This is a genomic window from Paenibacillus camerounensis (assembly GCF_000723885.1).
GTDB classification, from domain to species: Bacteria; Bacillota; Bacilli; order Paenibacillales; family Paenibacillaceae; genus Paenibacillus_AQ; species Paenibacillus_AQ camerounensis.
This window is the reverse complement of sequence record NZ_CCDG010000045.1, coordinates 35,813-53,039: the sequence shown is the minus strand read 5'-3', so window position 1 is coordinate 53,039 and position 17,227 is coordinate 35,813. Positions and strand designations below refer to the sequence as shown.

The following is a 17,227-nucleotide window of genomic DNA, read 5'->3' as shown; positions in this document are numbered from 1 at the left end:
AAAATGCCTTTGAATCCGGCCGAAGCGGCCAGATCGGCGAAATGAAGGGCAAAAATGCCTTTGAATTCGGCTGAAGCGGCCAAATCGGCGAAATGAAGGGCAAAAATGCCTTTGAATTCGGCTGAAGCGGGCAAATCGCCGGGATAAAGGGCAAAAATGCCCTTGAATTCGGCTGGCGCGGCCAGATTGGCGAAATGAAGGGTAAAAATGCCCTTGAATTCGGCTGAAGCGGCCAAATCGGCGGAATGAAGGGCAAAACTGCCCTTGAATTCGGCTGAAGCGGCCAAATCGGCAAAATGAAGGGCAAAAATGCCTTTGAATTCGGCTGGCGCGGCCAGATCGGCGGAATGAAGGGCAAAACTGCCCTTGAATCCGACCGACGCAGCCAGATTGGCGAAATGAAGGGCAAAACTGCCCTTGAATCTGGCCGGCGCGGCCAAATCGGCGGAATGAAGGGCAAAACTGCCCTTGAATCCGGCTGGCGCGGCCAAATCGCCGGGATAAAGGGCAAAAATGCCCTTGAATTCGGCTGGCGCGGCCAAATCGAACAGAAACAGCGGCAGTTATGGACATTGTTTTTGTCCATAAACTGCCGCTGTTTTTTACTTATCCATCTCCGGCCCGTCCGCCTTACGAGGTCAGCTTCAGCCCCACGGCTGCCGCCAGCACCATTCCAATGAACAGAGTGCGGCGCCATTCTCTGGATTCCCCGAAGAAGAACATGCCGACCAGTGCACCGCCGACCGTACCGATTCCCGTCCAGATCGCATAAGCCGTCCCCATAGGCAGGTCTCTCATAGCGAGGCTTAGACAGGCGAAGCTCAGCACAATGCCGGAGATAAACGTAAGATATGCTTTTTTGTTACGGTCCCGCTTGATCCGGTTCATGCCGAGCACACCGACAACTTCAAACATACCGGCGAACATTAAGGTTAACCATGCCATCGTTATGCCGCCTCCTTTGCTCTAGCTGAGCCGCTGTATAGCTTCAAGCCGAGCACACCCGCCAGCAGCAGGGCAATCAGCAGCAGCTTGACCGGCTTAACGAGCTCATCGAACAGAACCATTTCAGCCAGTACAGTACCCGCTGTCCCGAGTCCGGTAAATACGGCATAAACTGTCCCGACCGGTAATTTAATGGATGCGGTAATAATGAGGTAGAACGATACTACAAGTGCGGCTACAGTTGCTCCCCAGGTAACGAAGTCGTCGGCATGCTTGAATCCGATCACCCATACCACTTCAAATAATGCTCCGATAAAAATATAAATCCAGCTGCGGTTCATCTGTGATCCTCCTCTAGTTGTTTCTGATTCCGCGCCAATAGACGAGCCACGATGCATTAAGCCTTAGGGCGGCACTCTCCATATTGCCATACAGCAGCTCAACGAACATTCCGTCCAATACCGCGATAAAAGCAGCTGAAGCTGTTGCGGCAGTCACTTCCGGATGAATGGTTCCGGCATGCGCTGCGGTAACAAAATGCTGCTCAAGCAGCTTGCCTATCGTGTCGAGATGTTTGTTGCTATATTCCACAACCTCCCCGCGCAGATGGACTGGCGGAAAAAAGGCCATCCGCAGAAAGAACCGGGTATCATCCTCCTGTTCATAACGCTTGCTGTAGCTATGCAAAAAGTTATACAGCAAATCCTTAAGCAGGGGCTTGCTGCCGCTCAGCAAGTAGCTCTCAGTGAACTGCATTTCCCGCTCGGCTGCATCACGGAACACCGTCAGGAACAACTCATCCTTGCCTTTGAAATGGTTGTAAATCGACTGCTTCTTGATTCCGACCTCGGCAGATATATCAGCCAGCGAAGCCCCTTCATACCCGTTTTTGGCGAAATGGGACAGCGCAATTTCCCTGATCTTATTAGATGTCATCAGCTTCATCCTCCCTTACGAACGTTCGTCAGTTTATTTAAACACAGGTTTACCTTTAATGCAAATGTTTTTACTTTTGAATAAAAAAACAAAGGATTCTCTGCTGCCAGTAATATCTTTCAGAGCATAGATGTATAAAAAACGTTAAAGTGAGCATGGAATGTCTGCTATCTGACTAAAAGTATGTACTATACTTGAGACAAAAGCATAGTTTGCGAAGACGGATAAGGGTGATACCGGTAATTGCCCTTCCTTAATTCTATAAATACCGCATATAAATCTTGTGCATTGTAAGCCTTTTCAATACTGTGCTATGGTCGGATTGCATAAATAGCCGGGCGGAAAGAGCAGGGGAACCTGCTTCTTTTCTTTTCCGCAGGCCTTTCCTTACTATTCACGGAGAAAGAGGGGAACAGAATGACATTAAGATCTGAAACAATGATGTGGTATGATGCGCCGGCCCGCAATTGGGAGGAGGCGCTGCCGGTCGGGAACGGCCGGCTGGGCGGAATGGTCTTTGGCGGCATCAAGCAGGAGCAAATCCAGTTTAATGAGGATTCGGTATGGTCGGGCGGACCAAGAGACCGGAACAATCCCGATGCCGCTGAGCATCTGCCCCGGATAAGGCAGCTTTTGTTCGACGGTAAGCTGAATGAGGCCCATGAGCTGGTGGAAGCGGCGATGTCCGGTACACCCTGCAGCCAAAGGCACTATATGACAGCGGGCGATCTGATGATCCGCATGAACCATGCTGCAGATTTGGCGGAGCCCGGATCTTACCGGAGGGAGCTGGATCTGGAGCAGGCGGTTACTTCTATGCAATACGTGTATGAAGGAGTCACATTCCGCAGAGAGGTATTCTGCAGCTTTCCTGCCCGGGTTATAGTGATCAGGCTGGAGGCGGACCGTCCGGGGGCTCTGACCTTTACAGCGAGATTTGAACGTAAAAAAGGCCGGCATATGGAGCTGTCCTACCGTAAAGGCGATAATACGGTTGTTATGACGAACCCGTGCGGCGGCGTGAACGAAGGGACGTATACAGCTGCAGTAAAGGCGGTTGCTTCAGGCGGCTCGATCCAGGCAATCGGGGAGCATCTGATCGTGCAGGGAGCGGATCAGGTCACGCTGCTTCTGGCCGTCGCTTCGGGCTTCCGCTATGATCAGCCGGAGCAGCAGGCCTGCGAATGGATAGACCAGGCTGCAGCCATACCTTATGAGGAACTTAAACAGGAGCATATACTCGACTACCAGCAGCTGTTTAAACGGGTAAAGCTGGAGCTGGCCGGCCGGTCCGGAGATCAACCGCAGCTTCTGCTGCCTGTATCCAAACGGCTGGAGCTTGTACAGCAGGGGGCCGGCGATGCCGGACTGACTACGCTGTACTTCCATTTCGGGCGGTATCTGCTGATTTCCTGCAGCAGACCAGGTGCGCTTCCCGCTAACCTGCAGGGGATCTGGAATGATTCCATGACTCCGCCCTGGGACAGCAAATATACCATTAACATCAATACCCAGATGAATTACTGGCCTGCTGAAACCTGTAACCTGGCAGAATGCCATGAGCCGCTCATTGAATTGGTGGAACGGATGAAGGTGAACGGGCAGGTGACGGCGCAGCAGATGTACGGATGCCGGGGATTTGTTGCCCATCATAATACGGATCTTTGGGCAGACACGGCCCCGCAGGATATTTATGCGGCAGCAACACAATGGGTTATGGGCGGCGCCTGGCTTACGCTTCACCTCTGGGAGCATTATCAGTTTTATCCGGATCAGGCATTTCTGGAACGGGCCTATGGCACGATGAAGGAAGCGGCATTGTTCTTTGTAGATTTCCTTGTTAAAAGTCCGGAAGGCTACCTCGTTACCAGTCCGTCGGTTTCGCCTGAGAACCGCTACAGGCTGCCCGGCGGCGAAGCCGGCACCTTATGCTATGGCCCCTCGATGGATACGCAGATTATCGAAGAGTTATTCAAGGCTTGCATGGAAGCAAGTGAACTGCTTGACGTAGACCGGGATCTCCGGGAGGAGTGGGCATCCATACTTAAGCAATTGCCGCCGATGAAGCTGGGCAGACACGGCCAATTGCAGGAGTGGCTGACCGATTACGAGGAGACGGATGCGGGCCACCGCCACATCTCCCATCTGTTCGGGCTTCATCCCGGCTCGACCATCAGCCCGGCTCTGACGCCGGAGCTGGCCGAGGGAGCCAAGACCGCATTGATCCGCCGGCTGGAGAACGGCGGCGGCCATACCGGCTGGAGCCGGGCCTGGATCATCAATTTCTGGGCCAGGCTGCTGGACGGAGAGCAGGCCTACGAGCATACGCAGCAGCTGCTGCGGCAATCAACGCTGCCTAATCTGTTCGATAACCATCCGCCGTTCCAGATTGACGGCAATTTCGGCGGCATTGCCGGGATTGCAGAAATGCTGGTGCAGAGCCATTTGAATTATATCCAGCTGCTGCCGGCATTGCCCTCTGCGTGGCCGGAGGGAAGTGTAACCGGCCTGCGGGCGCGGGGCGGGTTCGGAATAGATCTGGCCTGGGCAGACGGGAAAATAAAGCAGGCTACCGTCAGCTCCGGGCTGGGCGGGACCGTCCGCATATTCTCCGAGTCTCCTTTAAGCGTAAGCACGGCTGAAGGCCTGCCGGTAGCCGCAGTCCGCCAGGGTCAGATCACTGAATTCCAGACAGCTGCCGGTGCGGAGTATACCTTGGTTCCTTAAAGGCCAAGCATAAATTCTGCACATAATTAATGTGCGTTGTAAACGTTTTCTTCCGGGTGCTATATTCGGCATGCATCATCAAACACCCGGAAGGAGGTGAGACTCATGAAATCAGAACTGAAGCTGGCTGCGGGCCGGAGCGGACAGCCCGGAAAGTCCCGCATAAATGATTACTTCGCTATGCTGCGCAGGGATTTCAAGAAGCATAAATACCTGTACTTTTTAGGCCTGTTCGGCGTAAGCTACTACATCATTTTCAGCTATATCCCTATGTACGGCGTGACCATTGCCTTTAAGGACTATTCACCGGTCAAAGGCATTCTGGGCAGCGAGTGGATCGGCCTCAAAAATTTCACGGATTTCTTCCAGAGCTTCTACTTTTGGAGGCTGCTGCGGAATACGCTGATCATCAGCCTGTATGATCTGCTGATTGCTTTTCCGGCGCCGATCATTCTCGCTCTGCTGCTCAATGAGGTGAAGCATACCTTTTTTAAACGGACCGTACAGACCATCACCTATCTCCCGCATTTCGTATCCATCGTTGTCATCAGCGGGATGATCGTTGATTTTTCCAGAAAAGCCGGACTGTTTAACGTCATCCTGGGCTGGTTTGGCGTGGAGGCGCAAAATCTGCTGCTGGACCCGTCCCTGTTCAGGACCATTTTTGTGGGCTCAGGAATATGGCAGGGGATCGGCTGGGGCTCGATCATTTATCTGGCGGCATTATCGTCGATCGATACCCAGCTGTACGACGCAGCCACAGTAGACGGTGCCAACCGCTGGAAGCAGATGCTGCATGTAACGGTGCCGGGCATTATGCCGACGATCATTACCCTGCTTATTCTGCGTATCGGCGGCATTATGGATGTCGGGTTTGAAAAGGTCATTCTGCTGTATAATCCCCAGACTTACGAAACGGCCGACGTTATCTCCAGCTTTGTATACCGGCGCGGGCTGCTGGAGGCGAATTACAGCTACAGCACCGCGGTCAGCTTATTCAATTCGGTTGTTAACTTTATGCTCCTGATTATCGCCAACCGGATCAGCCGCAAGGTCAATGATACAAGTCTATGGTAGGGGAGGATACCCGGCATGATAAAACGCAGTTTGGGCGATAATATTTTTGATTCTTTAAACATTCTGTTTTTGACAGGGCTGATGATCGTAACGCTGTATCCGTTCCTCTACGTGATCTTCGCATCGCTTAGCGTACCGTCCGAGCTGGTCAAGCACAGCGGCATTCTGCTGTGGCCGAAGGGCTTTTACCTGGAAGCCTATAAGCTGGTAATTAAAAACCATATGATCATTTCCGGCTACAAAAACACCCTGATCTACGTGGTGGCCGGGACAACACTGAACGTCTTTTTTACCGCCTTGTTTGCATTCGTGCTGTCGCGCAGGGATATGTACTGGAAAAAATATATGATGATGATGGTTGTCGTTACCATGTTTTTCAGCGGCGGGCTCATCCCCGGCTATATTCTGGTCAAAAACCTGGGGATGCTGGATACGCGCTGGGCGCTGATTCTCCCCGGCCTGATTGCCACCTGGAATCTGATTATCATGCGGACCTCGTTTCAGGCCATCCCGTATGAGCTTGAGGAAGCGGCCAAAATTGACGGTGCGTCTGATTTTCGGGTTTTTGCCCAGATCATTTTGCCATTATCCGTTCCTGTGCTTGCTGTCATGATGCTGTTCTACGGGGTGGGTCACTGGAACGCCTGGACGGGTGCCCTGATTTATCTGCGCGACAGGGATCTGTTTCCGCTGCAGCTGGTGCTGAGGGAAATCCTGATTGAGAACAGCACCACGGACACGACGAATCTGTCCACCTCAACGGGCGATCCGTTCCTGGGGGAAGTGGTCAAATACGCAACGATTATCGTAGCGACCTTGCCGATTCTGGTGGTGTATCCGTTCATTCAGAAATATTTTACGAAGGGTGTCATGATAGGGGCGCTGAAGGGCTGAGCGGTATATTTTAGCTGAACATATGGAGGGTGAAGGATGAACATGATGAAGATCGGTAGACTCTCTGCGGGTATGCTGATGGCGGCATCGCTGCTTGCAGGCTGCGGTAACAGTAATGCGGATAACCAGGCCGGGCCAAGTAATAGAGCAGCTGAAGACGGTGCCAAGCAGGTCAGCTTCCTGTGGAACGGCAAGTTCAGCAGTAAAATTCCGGAGCTTAAAAGCTACGGGGATGTGGCAGCGTACCAGGAAATCCAAAAGCGTACCGGAATCAGCATCGATTTCCAGGATAACGATACGGCTAATCTGTCCCAGTTCAATATTATGCTGGCTTCAGGCATGTATCCCGATATTATTTATGTGCCGAGCACCTATCCGGGCGGCGTAGCCAAGCTGATCGAGGATGGGGTGGCGATACCGCTGAATGACCTGATCGATCAATATGCGCCTAACTACAAGAAGCTCCTTGATGCGAATCCGGAGATTAAAAAGCAGGTGATGCTGGATGACGGTACCATTGCCAAATTTCCGCAGGTCAATCTGGATCTCCGGCGCAACGCCTGGGCCGGAACGATGATCCGCCAGGACTGGCTGGATCAGGCGGGGCTGCAGATGCCTGAGACCATTGATGAATGGTATGCGGCACTGACCGCTTTTAAAGACAACGATATGAACGGCAACGGCGACACAACCGATGAGATTCCGCTGGGCGACCAGAACGGAATGGGCAGTATCACCTCGTTCAGCACCGCGTACGGCTTGCTCGTTACCTTTCAGGTAAATCCGGAGACCGGGAAAATTACCTACGGCCCTTATGAGCCGGCCTTTAAAGACTATCTGGAAACGATGCATAAATGGTATAAGGAAGGCCTGATTGACAGCGAGTTCGCGGCTACGGATAAGAAGGGCTTTGAAGCGAAATTCTCGAATAACATCGTAGGAGCCTACGGCGGTACAATTTCCGGTATTAATACCTACAAAAATCAGATGCAGGCGGCTATTCCGGACTTTAAGCTGGTTGGCGTGTCGCCTCCGGTTGGCCCGGCAGGCAAATCCTTCAGCGCAGCTGAACAGCTGGCACAATATGTACCGCTGGAAGGCGCGGTGGTCAGCTCGCAGGCCAAGGACCTGGAGACCGTGCTGAAGCTGCTTGATTACATGATCAGTCCGGAGGGCAGTGACCTGCAGAACTGGGGCATTGAAGGGGAAAGTTATACTGTAGAGAATGGAACAAAGACGTTCACAGATGCCGTATGGAAAGATCCGAACTACGAATCGCGGGTAGCTGTTTCACGGTATGCCTACCCTACCTCAGGGATGGTAAAGGTGATGGATTATGACGCCTGGGCTTCCTTTGAGCTGGAGCATCCGGAGGCCCAGGAAGCGAATGAACGCTGGTTCAATGCTGACCGTACGCTGCTGCTGCCGCCGCTGCTGTTCAGCGGAAGTGAAAGTCAGGAGATCAGCAAAATTATGAGCGAAGCGGATACTTACATGAAAGAAATGCTCCTTAAATTCGTTATGGGCAACGAGCCGCTGGAGAAATTCGGCACATACAGGGATACACTCCAGAAGATGAATATTGAAAAAGCCATTGCCATCTATCAGACGGCGTATGACCGCTATCAGCAAAGATAAAGCCAATATGCAGAGCCGGAAACTGTAAGCGTTTCCGGCTGATGCTGTTCAGGGGGGCCTGTGATGAAGCTGGGAGCCAGAGCGTATTTTGTATTTATTAAGCACCTTGTTTCTTATTTGCTGCTACTCATCATTCCCATAACCGTATTAACGCTGGTTGTGAACAGCCAGTTTGTCGACAAGCTCCAGCAGGAGGTCATTTCCGGAAATTTAAACAGTCTCGACAAGGTGCAGAGTGCCATGGATGATCAGCTGAAATGGATCGATGATATGACCCGGCAGCTGCTGACCGAAGACAACAGCTTTACTCCTTTTCTGATATCAGATCATTGGGGCTATAAAACATGGGGAATTACCCGCGAGCTCAAACGGTTTCAAAGATTAAGCCCCTTTATTCATGAGATATGGCTGTATTACAAAGACGAAAAATCGGTTTTTACCAGCAGCGGAGTCTATACGGTTCCCGTACTGGTGAATCAGATCTATAGATTCGGGGATATGCGGGAGAAAGAGCTGCTAAGCTATTTTAATAGTCCCGATAAAATGACGGTGCTTAAGACGGCAACGGATCAGCAGAGCGGAAAAAAATATGTGCGGATCTTTGTTCCCCTGTACCCCAATCAGAAGCATTCGGACGGTACGCTGGTGTACCTGATTGAGGAAGCCGCCATTCAGCAGCTGATGTCCGCCTATGATGAATCCGCCGGCTCTACCCTGATCTTCGACCAGAGCGGCCAGTTTATCTCTGGTATCCAGCCGGAGTCAGGTCCTCCTGAACAAGCCGTACGGGAGCTGGTCCAGCATGGCGGACTGGCCGATAACCAAAAGGTGGAGCTCGGCGGGAAGCCGTATTATTTATTTTTTATGGAATCGGCTGTTACCGGGTGGAAATATACGACGCTGCTGCCGGTCAATCAGGTGCTCCGCAAGGTAGAGCAGGCCCAGCAGTGGTATCTGTATGGAGTGGCTGCGCTCGTGCTGATCGGCGGTTCGCTGATTTATGCCAGCATGCTGCTGAACTACAGGCCGATACACCGGCTCCGTAAGGAGAGTATGCAGGTGTGGTCTGATCCGGACCGGAACCTGAACGAGCTGGATACGGTCCGCGATGTGCTGCAGCTGCTGGTACGCCATAATAACGAGCTTGACCGGCATGTCAAAGAGGGAGCACCTGCTGCCAGAAACCGGCTGTTCGTCATGCTGTTGAAGGGCGATTATGAGCAGATTGACGAGGTGCTGGATTACGGTAAAAAGATCGGCTTCCCCGGCATCGGCGGGAGCATGCGCGTTGTTATCGTCCAGCTGCCTGCTCAGCTCGAAGCGAACCGGCTGCCGTCCATTGCACAAATGGAAGGATTGTTTCCCGGTAACGGCCGGGTCTACGGGGTAGAGCATTTCGAGGCCGATAAGGTTATCTTTTTCCTGGGCGGCATAACAGGTGTGCAGGAGGCGGAAGAAACGCTCCAGTCCTTCCGGGAGGCACTGTATCAGCTGACGAGTTGTCCGGTAACGGTAGGGGCAGGCGCTGAAGCATCCCTGACGGATATTCCGCAATCGTATCTGGAGGCGCAGACTGCTTTGGGCTACCGGTTCGTTCAGGGAGTCAACAGGGTGATTATGTACGAGCGGATTACCCGGAGTGCGGAGCAGGCAGAGTACCCGGTTCTTGAAGCTGATGAATTGCAGAGGGCAATCAGGGAGGGGGATGCGGATTCGCTTTCGGCACATTTATCGTTCGTGCTGTCTTATATCCGGACCGTTCAGCCGCCGCTGATCGTGGCCAGAGGATTGTGCTTTGAAATGATCCGCTTAATTAACGGAATGTGGAGGGAGCTGGGTCTGCAGGAGGAAAGCCGGTTCGGGCGGTATCCGGATATTTTCTCGCTGGCCCAACTGGACACACTCGATGAATTTGAGGGCTTAATTACCGCAGTAAGCGCAGATTTATGCGGAATCTTCAGCCAAAAGCAATGTGCGCAGCTGAAAAAGCCGCCTGCAGCCCACTGTTCGGTCGAAGCGATAGAGGCGTATATTAACGCCCATTATGACAGCTGCGAATTTACGCTGCAGCATATGGCAGACCATTTCGGCATGGCGCTGCCCAATGTCAGCCAGCTTTTTAAAGATAAGAGCGGGCAGACACTGCTGGAATATATGACCATGCTGCGGATGGAAAAAGCCAAAACCCTGCTGGGCACGACGCAGCTGCAGTTAAAAGCCGTGGCCGAAGAAGTCGGCTATTACAATGCTTCCAGCTTCATACGCCGTTTCAAGCAGCTTACCGGAGTAACGCCTGGTGAGTACAGGTCAAGCTGCCAAAAGGCAGCCCTGCAACCCGGAAACAGTGATACGTCTGCTTACTCATAAAAGAGCAGCCGCTTCGCATAAGCGTTGCGGAATTCAGTGGGCGTGAGCCCGACGATTTTTTTGAACGATTTCATGAAATTGTGGCAGTCCTTATAGCCGAGCTGGAGCGAGACCTCGCTGATATTCTGGTTGGTGTCGGTGAGCAGAAACTTGGCCAGCTCCATTTTTTGCTGCAGAATGTACTGCTTGAGCGGGATGCCGGAGATGGTGCTGAAGAGGTGGGACAGGTACTTTTCGTTATAGCCAAAATAGGCGGCGATCTGCGATACCTTGATATGCTCGCTGCGGCTCCATTTGATGTAGTCCACAATATCGTTATAAAGCTGCTCCTGCTTGGTCTTTCTGACCGGGCTATGCTCACTCTGAAATACCTGATTGTACAGCTCGCACAAAATGACCGTGGTCATATAGTTGTTAAGCGTCTTCTGGTTGTACGACCTTACAGAATCCTGGAGCTGCTTCATCATGACGATGATTTTCTCCAGGCTTTTTACCGTGCCGTATTGAGGTAGCAGCAGCCGGTTGTCTATTTGATCCGCTGTATGGCCCGTACTATCTGTAATGACAGGTCCGCCGGCCGTCTTAAAATGAAGCCAGTAAAAGCTGCAGCCGGAGGCTTTGTAGCCGTATTGTCTGGTGTAAGGAGGGAGCAGCAGGAACTCCCCTTTAGATAGAGTATACCGGGTATCATCACCGGCCAGATAGAGCACGCCTTCTGTCATTATAATCAGTTCATAATCCTGCAAAATCCGGCTCAGATGAATCCAGTCACTGGAGGGGGCGACGAACTTTCCAGTCATCTCCAAATGAACCGGTCCAGCCACGTTCAGCTCAAAAGCAAGCATACATTGATCTCCTTATCTAACGTTAGTACACTTTGTTACTCCTAGTATTGGGGAAAGAACACTTAAAGTAAAGTGCCTGCATAGGGAGAAAGATAACCTTTTTACACCCGCTCACAGGCCGTTGCCACATCTGAATCAAGTCATCCCTGCAAACGTTCTGTCATTAAAAAGAGGCTGCCCTTGAAGTAGATCACTCTACTGCAGGATAGCCTCTGTCTGCTGCTTGCGCCGGCATGTGATTATGGGATGTACTGCTGAACAATTGAAGTGATAACACCATTCTCAATCGTCACATGATAAGGCGTCCAGCTGAGGTCAAACACGTCCGTCTGTGCAAATTCCTCAGTAAACTGCCGGAGAGTAATACTCTCGTTCCAGTTAATATCAAGATCCTCAATATTGCCGGTATGATCAAAGATCTGCATCGTCACTGCAGCGTTCTCTGCGACCGGATAGGTGCTGAGCGTATCGCTGTCATTTACGATGTAGTAGCCATCCGGTGCTCCGCCAATCTCGGCAGCAGCCTCCGGCTCACGTCCGGCAAAAATGCGGTCCGCCTCAGCGCCTTCATACCATTCAACCGGATCGGCTGTCAGCTTCAGGCTGCCGTCCGCCGTTTTCTGGATTCCATTAATATATACTGTCAGGTGCTCTGACTGAGCTCCGCTCTGCGCTTCTACTCTAGTACCTGGCGTGCTTGCCGTCGTAATGAGGGAAAGAAACAGCAGAACCAGCACAGGCAACACAACTTTAGGTTTGTTAATAGACATCATATCATTTCCCCCTTGGCAAAATGTGACCCGAAAAGTCACTCATACTCATTCTTTACCCGCCGCCATGCAGTTCAAACGGGTTTGTACCGTTATAAACGTTGATTTACTGGAAATGTTGCAAATATTTTTTGGCAAAGGGCGGTTAGCTGCAGATTTCGTCCGCAGCATATTAGAATATTCAGAATATAGCCGTAAGGTGCCTAATAAATGGGCGGGATGTTGTGGATAAATGGTGAAGCAGGGGGAGATAAGCGAACTGACTGAGAAATAGTTTAGTTAGTGTGAGGCAAACAAACAGAGCAGCGGTCCCCGGAGGAGCCGCTGCTCTGTTTGTTGTATCCTATCCGCCGCTCGTGCCGGCGGATGCTATGGCGCTTGTCCGGCTTCTTATCTCGCCGGTGCGAAATCAGCCACCTGGCCGAGGATGCGGTCGATCGTCTCCAGCGTGTCCGGCTGGAGGACGATGTCAACAGCCTGCGCATTTTCTTCGACCTGCGCTGGCTTGCTCGCCCCGATCAGCGCGGAGCTGACGCCCGGCTGGCGGAGCACCCAGGCCAGCGCGAGCTGAGACAGCTTCACGCCGAGGCTGGCTGCGACTTCATCGAGCTGGGCCACAACGCCCAGCACATCGTCGCGCAGATAGCTGCGGATGACGCCGTTGACCGAGTCATCGGCGCCTCGCGTGCCTGCCGGTGCCTGCTGGCCCGGCTTGTATTTGCCGGTCAGGATGCCCTGGGCCAGCGGAGAGAAGACCACCTGGCCCAGGCCTGCTTCACGGGAAGCCTCAAGCACTTCCTGTTCGATATAGCGCTCGAACATGTTGTAGATCGGCTGGTTGGAGGCCAGCGGGCGCAGGTTCAGCCGGCGGCTGATGCCGCTGGCCGCGGCGATCTGCGCTGCGCTCCATTCGCTGACGGCGGCGTAGAGGATCTTGCCCTGTGCGGTCAGGTCATCCAGTGCCCGCAGCGTTTCTTCGACCGGAGTATCCTGGTCAAAACGGTGGCAGAAATAGACGTCAATGTAATCGGTGCCAAGACGGCGCAGGCTGGCTTCGCACTGCTCTATAATATGTTTGCGCGAGAGGCCGCGGTTGTTCACGCCGTCTCCCATCGGGAAGAACACCTTGGTGCTCAGCACATAATCGGAGCGTTTGTACGGCCGGAGTGCTGCCCCGATTGCTTTTTCCCCTTCACCGCGGTTATAGGCATTAGCGGTATCAAAGAAATTGATACCGCATTCAAAAGCGGCGGCCACACACTCATCGGCGGCCTTTTGCTCTGCTGCTGTTCCGTAGGTCAGCCAGCTGCCCAGCCCAATCTCACTGACCTTCAGTCCGGTGTTGCCAAGTCGTCTGTACTTCACTTTGATCCAATCCCTTCTGGAATAATGTAGTAGTAGTTTCGAAACAATCAAGTTAATAGTATCACAACTGCAGCAGTGGAGCTAACAAAGTTATTTTGGATGACAGGTCTCACTAATATGAGGGGTTCCCGGTCGTCCGAAGGCGTGCTAATATAATGACAGTCAGGGTTGAAAGCCCTTACTTTAATGCTGCTCACCATGGTGGTCTTATGGCAAGGGGAGGAAGAGGCCGCGTGCGGTGGCTGCAGACAAGGCTGAAATTTAATACCCTCAGGAGTCAAATGCTGCTCGGCTTTCTGGCCGTTATGCTTCTGATTCTCACATTCGTCGGCTATCTGACCTTTCATTCCGTTTCGACGCTGCTCAAAAATAACGCCGAAAAACATATTCAGCAAACGGCTGTTCAGGCCAATGGCCGTCTGGAAGGTATTTTGGAGCAGATTAATTCTCTGACGACGCTGGTATCCACCAATGAGTATATCCAGCAGCTGCTTTTGCGGGATGTAGAGGGCCAGCCGCCGACCTTTGCGGAGCGGCAGGCGCTGCCGCCCATTATCAACCTGGTCCAGCTATATACGGATGATATCAAATCTGTTGAGCTATTCTGTGTGTGATGATGATTCCTTCCCAGGCTAGTGCGATCGGGTTCTATCAGTTTATGTATAAAATCCACTGGACCAACAGCTTAACGATCATTTGTACTTTCGAGCCCTGTTGGAGGTCACTCAACAGGGCTTTTGGGCTCCAGCAGAAATTAGGTGGATTTTTGCTGCTTAATATTGGATATTTTTGAATTTCGCAAGCATTAGGTGGAAAAACGTCACTTAGTTCAGGCAATAATCCCGTTTAGGAACAAAAACGTCTGATCTAAGCAGCCTTTTTCCAACTAATATCTCTACACGTCAGTTAGCAGGGTAAATAGATAGCGATTTTCCACTTAGTTGCTGCTGCTGGAAAGGCGATCCGGCAGCTTGAGCAAATGCAGTGTCCGCAAGACCTGCAGCACCCAACACCCAACACCCAGCACCCAGTACCCAGCACCCAGCACCCAACACCCAACACCCAACACCCAACACCCAACACCCAACACCCAACACCCAACACCCAGCACCCAGCACCCAACACCCAGCACCCAGCACCCGGCACCCAGCACCCAGCACCCAGCACCGAGCACCCAGCACCCAGCATCCAAAGCAATCCCCCTCACCGGTTCTGCTTCCTGTACTGCAGCGGCGAGCGCTTGGCGATCGCCTTAAAGACGCGGCCGAAGTGGGCGATGCTGTCAAAGCCGGTGTCCTCGGCGATCCGGGTCACGGAGTCGCCGCTCTCCCGCAGCCGCCGCTGCGCCTCCTGGACACGGATCGTGTTCAGGTACTCAATAATTGTGAAGCCGGTGGTCTGCTTGAACAGGCGGCACAGGTAAGGAACACTGAGGTAGAACCGCTCAGACAGCTCCTCAAGCGTAACTGTGCCAGTGTAGCTGGCCTGCAAATACTCAATAATCTCATATACTTTACGCTGCTTCTCGTCATTGGCCGGGGCAATTGCGGCCTGCGCGCTTTCGCGGATGCGGTTCATCTCAATCAGGAACTGGATCAGCAGCGTCTGCAGATAGAGGCTCTGGTGGCTCCGCGGCTCCTGCTGCTCCTTCAGCATCGCAAACAGCAGGTTCTCAATGGTACCCTGTTCGTGTCCATCCGGCCGCAGGAGCAGGCATTGCTCACTGAAAAAGGACAGCGTAAGCCCCTTGCCGCCAAGCATCCCCTGCAGAAATTCAGGCCGGAAATTAATAAGAATACGCTCATGGCGCACTTTGCCCTTAGCCGTCGTACGGTGCAGCTCATTGCGGTTAATGAAGATCAGATCGCCCTTGCGCAGGGAATAGACCAGATTATTAATGTAGTAGCTGCGTTCTCCCGCAAGCAGATAATAGATTTCATAAGTCTCATGAAAATGGTCGGTGTCCATGCTGAAGGAGCCGGCCCTTTTTACCTGCTCCACACAAAACAAAAATTCCTGCTTCTCCTCCTGCACTTCGTTCACTCCTACGTTAAAGATAATATATGCATAAAACAGTTCGTTTTCAGCAAAAACCGTTTAGAAATGAATGTATTTTATACTATACAATATACGTAGTAAACGCATTCAAAACAATAGCGATGGAGTGATAACAGTGGGAAGCAAGAAATATGCATTTGTAGGCACGGGCGGCCGGGCTGAATTCTTTTACGGGGAGATTACAACGAATTACCGGGAGACCGCGGAGATCGTAGGCTTGTGTGATGTCAACGGGGCGAGAATGGCTTATGTAAATACACTGCTGACTGATAAATATAATTACCATGCTGTTCCAGCGTATAAGGCGCACGAATTCGATAAGATGATTGAAGAGACGAAGCCGGATACCGTAATTGTTACCAGTGTTGACCGTACGCACCACCGTTATATTGTCCGGGCCATGGAGCTGGGCTGTGATGTCATATCCGAGAAGCCGATGACTACGGATGTGGAAAAATGCAAGGAAATCCTGGACGCTATTGAGCGGACCGGCAAAAAGCTGCGCGTAACCTTCAACTACCGCTATGCGCCGCATAACACCAAAATCCGCGAGCTGCTGACGGACGGGGCGATCGGCGAGGTGCTGTCCGTTAACTTTGAATGGCTGCTCAACACGCAGCACGGGGCAGATTATTTCCGCAGATGGCACCGCGACAAGCGTAACAGCGGAGGGCTGCTGGTTCACAAATCGACGCATCACTTCGATCTGATGAATTTCTGGCTCGGCTCGCAGCCGGATACGGTATTTGCGATGGGCGATCTGCGTTTCTACGGGCGGGAGAATGCCGAGAAGCGCGGAGTTACGGAGTTCTACCAGCGTGTACACGGAAGCAAGGCGGCCGAGAACGATCCGTTCGCCCTGCATCTCAAGGATAATGAGAAGCTGAAAAAGATGTATCTGGATACCGAGCATGAGGATGGATACCTGCGCGACCAGAATGTTTTTGGCGATAATATCAGCATTGAGGACACCATGGGCGTGATGGTCAAATACAAGAACAAGACGATCATGAACTACTCGCTGAATGCCTACCTGCCGTGGGAAGGCTTCAATATTGTCTTCAACGGCACTAAAGGCCGGATGGAGGTTAAGGTTGTTGAGCAGTCCTACGTTAATGCCGGAGGCGGCAAGGATCAGGAGGGTGCGGTCAAGGACAAGCAGATCACCATCTTCCCGCAGTTTGCTGCTCCGTATGAGGTGGAGATCGAGGAAGGCGTCGGCGGACACGGCGGCGGTGATCCGGTGATGCTGCGTGATATATTCGAGCATCCGGCGGATGATCGGTTCAACCGGGCTGCCTCGCACATTGCCGGAGCCCAGTCGATTCTGACCGGGATTGCCGCCAACCAGTCGATCGCCACCGGCCTGCCGGTGAAGGTGGATCAGCTGCTTAAGCTGTAACGAATCTGATTCAAAAGAACAACTTATATGTAACGTCTATAAGAAGCTAACAAAACGCCTCCTGTTCCCACGTAGGAGAAACGGCGGTCAGCGGATTGAGCGCCCCTGCCAAACGTTAACCTCAGTCAGTGGGTTCAGGGTCGTATCAGGTTAAGTGTACTTTGTACAATTAAAACAGTGGAAATGAATCATTATAAGAAAAT

General features: G+C 52.2%; 15 protein-coding genes. 7 read left to right on the top strand and 8 right to left on the bottom strand.

Annotated features, from left to right (window positions below; genetic code table 11):
• The 4 genes from BN3772_RS17765 to BN3772_RS17750 form a co-directional block, all read right to left on the bottom strand.
• On the bottom strand, positions 1-542 hold a 542-nt coding region (locus BN3772_RS17765), incomplete at its 3' end, for a hypothetical protein (RefSeq protein ID WP_042201081.1).
• A gap of 88 nt (positions 543-630) precedes the next feature.
• Positions 631-945 (bottom strand): DMT family transporter, encoded by a 315-nt coding sequence (locus tag BN3772_RS17760; RefSeq protein ID WP_042201079.1) that lies wholly within the window; start codon positions 943-945, stop codon positions 631-633.
• A gap of 2 nt (positions 946-947) precedes the next feature.
• Entirely contained in the window at positions 948-1,286 is a 339-nt protein-coding gene (locus BN3772_RS17755) for a DMT family transporter (protein ID WP_042201078.1), read from the bottom strand.
• 13 nt (positions 1,287-1,299) lie between these two features.
• Positions 1,300-1,881: a TetR/AcrR family transcriptional regulator gene (locus tag BN3772_RS17750; RefSeq protein ID WP_052380570.1), complete on the bottom strand. Its 582-nt coding sequence runs from the start codon at positions 1,879-1,881 to the stop codon at positions 1,300-1,302.
• Positions 1,882-2,298: 417 nt separating this feature from the next.
• On the opposite strand from BN3772_RS17750, the gene BN3772_RS17745 reads away from it, so the two are divergent.
• The 5 genes from BN3772_RS17745 to BN3772_RS17725 all read left to right on the top strand — a co-directional run bounded on the left by BN3772_RS17745 (position 2,299) and on the right by BN3772_RS17725 (position 10,584).
• Positions 2,299-4,608 carry a glycoside hydrolase family 95 protein gene (locus BN3772_RS17745; RefSeq protein ID WP_042201076.1) on the top strand — a complete coding sequence of 770 codons (2,310 nt, stop codon included), beginning with the start codon at positions 2,299-2,301 and terminating at the stop codon, positions 4,606-4,608.
• A 105-nt stretch (positions 4,609-4,713) separates the two neighbouring features.
• Complete coding sequence (locus BN3772_RS17740) at positions 4,714-5,685, top strand: ABC transporter permease (protein WP_042201075.1); 972 nt, start codon at positions 4,714-4,716, stop codon at positions 5,683-5,685.
• Between the two features lie 15 nt (positions 5,686-5,700).
• Positions 5,701-6,579 carry a carbohydrate ABC transporter permease gene (locus BN3772_RS17735; RefSeq protein ID WP_042201073.1) on the top strand — a complete coding sequence of 293 codons (879 nt, stop codon included), beginning with the start codon at positions 5,701-5,703 and terminating at the stop codon, positions 6,577-6,579.
• 36 nt (positions 6,580-6,615) lie between these two features.
• Positions 6,616-8,217 (top strand): type 2 periplasmic-binding domain-containing protein, encoded by a 1,602-nt coding sequence (locus tag BN3772_RS17730; RefSeq protein ID WP_052380569.1) that lies wholly within the window; start codon positions 6,616-6,618, stop codon positions 8,215-8,217.
• Positions 8,218-8,280: 63 nt separating this feature from the next.
• Positions 8,281-10,584, top strand: coding sequence for a helix-turn-helix domain-containing protein (locus BN3772_RS17725; protein ID WP_052380568.1), 2,304 nt, complete (start codon positions 8,281-8,283; stop codon positions 10,582-10,584).
• Here the strand turns inward: BN3772_RS17725 and BN3772_RS17720 are convergent.
• The 3 genes from BN3772_RS17720 to BN3772_RS17710 form a co-directional block, all read right to left on the bottom strand.
• Entirely contained in the window at positions 10,575-11,429 is an 855-nt protein-coding gene (locus BN3772_RS17720; protein WP_042201072.1) for an AraC family transcriptional regulator, read from the bottom strand. The two genes, BN3772_RS17725 and BN3772_RS17720, sit on opposite strands and share 10 nt — an antisense overlap.
• 239 nt (positions 11,430-11,668) lie before the next feature.
• Positions 11,669-12,202 carry a hypothetical protein gene (locus tag BN3772_RS17715; RefSeq protein ID WP_042201071.1) on the bottom strand — a complete coding sequence of 178 codons (534 nt, stop codon included), beginning with the start codon at positions 12,200-12,202 and terminating at the stop codon, positions 11,669-11,671.
• A 387-nt stretch (positions 12,203-12,589) separates the two neighbouring features.
• A complete protein-coding gene (locus BN3772_RS17710; RefSeq protein ID WP_042201070.1) occupies positions 12,590-13,564 on the bottom strand; it encodes an aldo/keto reductase family protein in 975 nt (324 codons plus the stop codon).
• Between the two features lie 233 nt (positions 13,565-13,797).
• Here BN3772_RS17710 and BN3772_RS17705 point away from each other — a divergent pair, with 233 nt between their 5' ends.
• Positions 13,798-14,178, top strand: coding sequence for a hypothetical protein (locus BN3772_RS17705; protein WP_042201068.1), 381 nt, complete (start codon positions 13,798-13,800; stop codon positions 14,176-14,178).
• Between the two features lie 589 nt (positions 14,179-14,767).
• On the opposite strand, the gene BN3772_RS17695 is transcribed toward BN3772_RS17705, so the two are convergent.
• Positions 14,768-15,598, bottom strand: coding sequence for an AraC family transcriptional regulator (locus tag BN3772_RS17695; protein WP_341872578.1), 831 nt, complete (start codon positions 15,596-15,598; stop codon positions 14,768-14,770).
• Positions 15,599-15,737: 139 nt separating this feature from the next.
• Between BN3772_RS17695 and BN3772_RS17690 the strand changes: the two genes are divergently transcribed.
• Entirely contained in the window at positions 15,738-17,024 is a 1,287-nt protein-coding gene (locus BN3772_RS17690) for a Gfo/Idh/MocA family protein (protein ID WP_086074637.1), read from the top strand.
• The last annotated feature ends 203 nt before the right edge of the window (positions 17,025-17,227 follow it).

What these genes read in the sequence shown, in the direction of transcription:
- BN3772_RS17760 (WP_042201079.1), bottom strand. Translation starts at nt 945, where the DNA reads ATGGCATGGTTAACCTTAATGTTCGCCGGTATGTTTGAAGTTGTCGGT.
- BN3772_RS17755 (WP_042201078.1), bottom strand. Translation starts at nt 1,286, where the DNA reads ATGAACCGCAGCTGGATTTATATTTTTATCGGAGCATTATTTGAAGTG.
- BN3772_RS17750 (WP_052380570.1), bottom strand. Translation starts at nt 1,881, where the DNA reads ATGACATCTAATAAGATCAGGGAAATTGCGCTGTCCCATTTCGCCAAA.
- BN3772_RS17745 (WP_042201076.1), top strand. Translation starts at nt 2,299, where the DNA reads ATGACATTAAGATCTGAAACAATGATGTGGTATGATGCGCCGGCCCGC.
- BN3772_RS17740 (WP_042201075.1), top strand. Translation starts at nt 4,714, where the DNA reads ATGAAATCAGAACTGAAGCTGGCTGCGGGCCGGAGCGGACAGCCCGGA.
- BN3772_RS17735 (WP_042201073.1), top strand. Translation starts at nt 5,701, where the DNA reads ATGATAAAACGCAGTTTGGGCGATAATATTTTTGATTCTTTAAACATT.
- BN3772_RS17730 (WP_052380569.1), top strand. Translation starts at nt 6,616, where the DNA reads ATGAACATGATGAAGATCGGTAGACTCTCTGCGGGTATGCTGATGGCG.
- BN3772_RS17725 (WP_052380568.1), top strand. Translation starts at nt 8,281, where the DNA reads ATGAAGCTGGGAGCCAGAGCGTATTTTGTATTTATTAAGCACCTTGTT.
- BN3772_RS17720 (WP_042201072.1), bottom strand. Translation starts at nt 11,429, where the DNA reads ATGCTTGCTTTTGAGCTGAACGTGGCTGGACCGGTTCATTTGGAGATG.
- BN3772_RS17715 (WP_042201071.1), bottom strand. Translation starts at nt 12,202, where the DNA reads ATGATGTCTATTAACAAACCTAAAGTTGTGTTGCCTGTGCTGGTTCTG.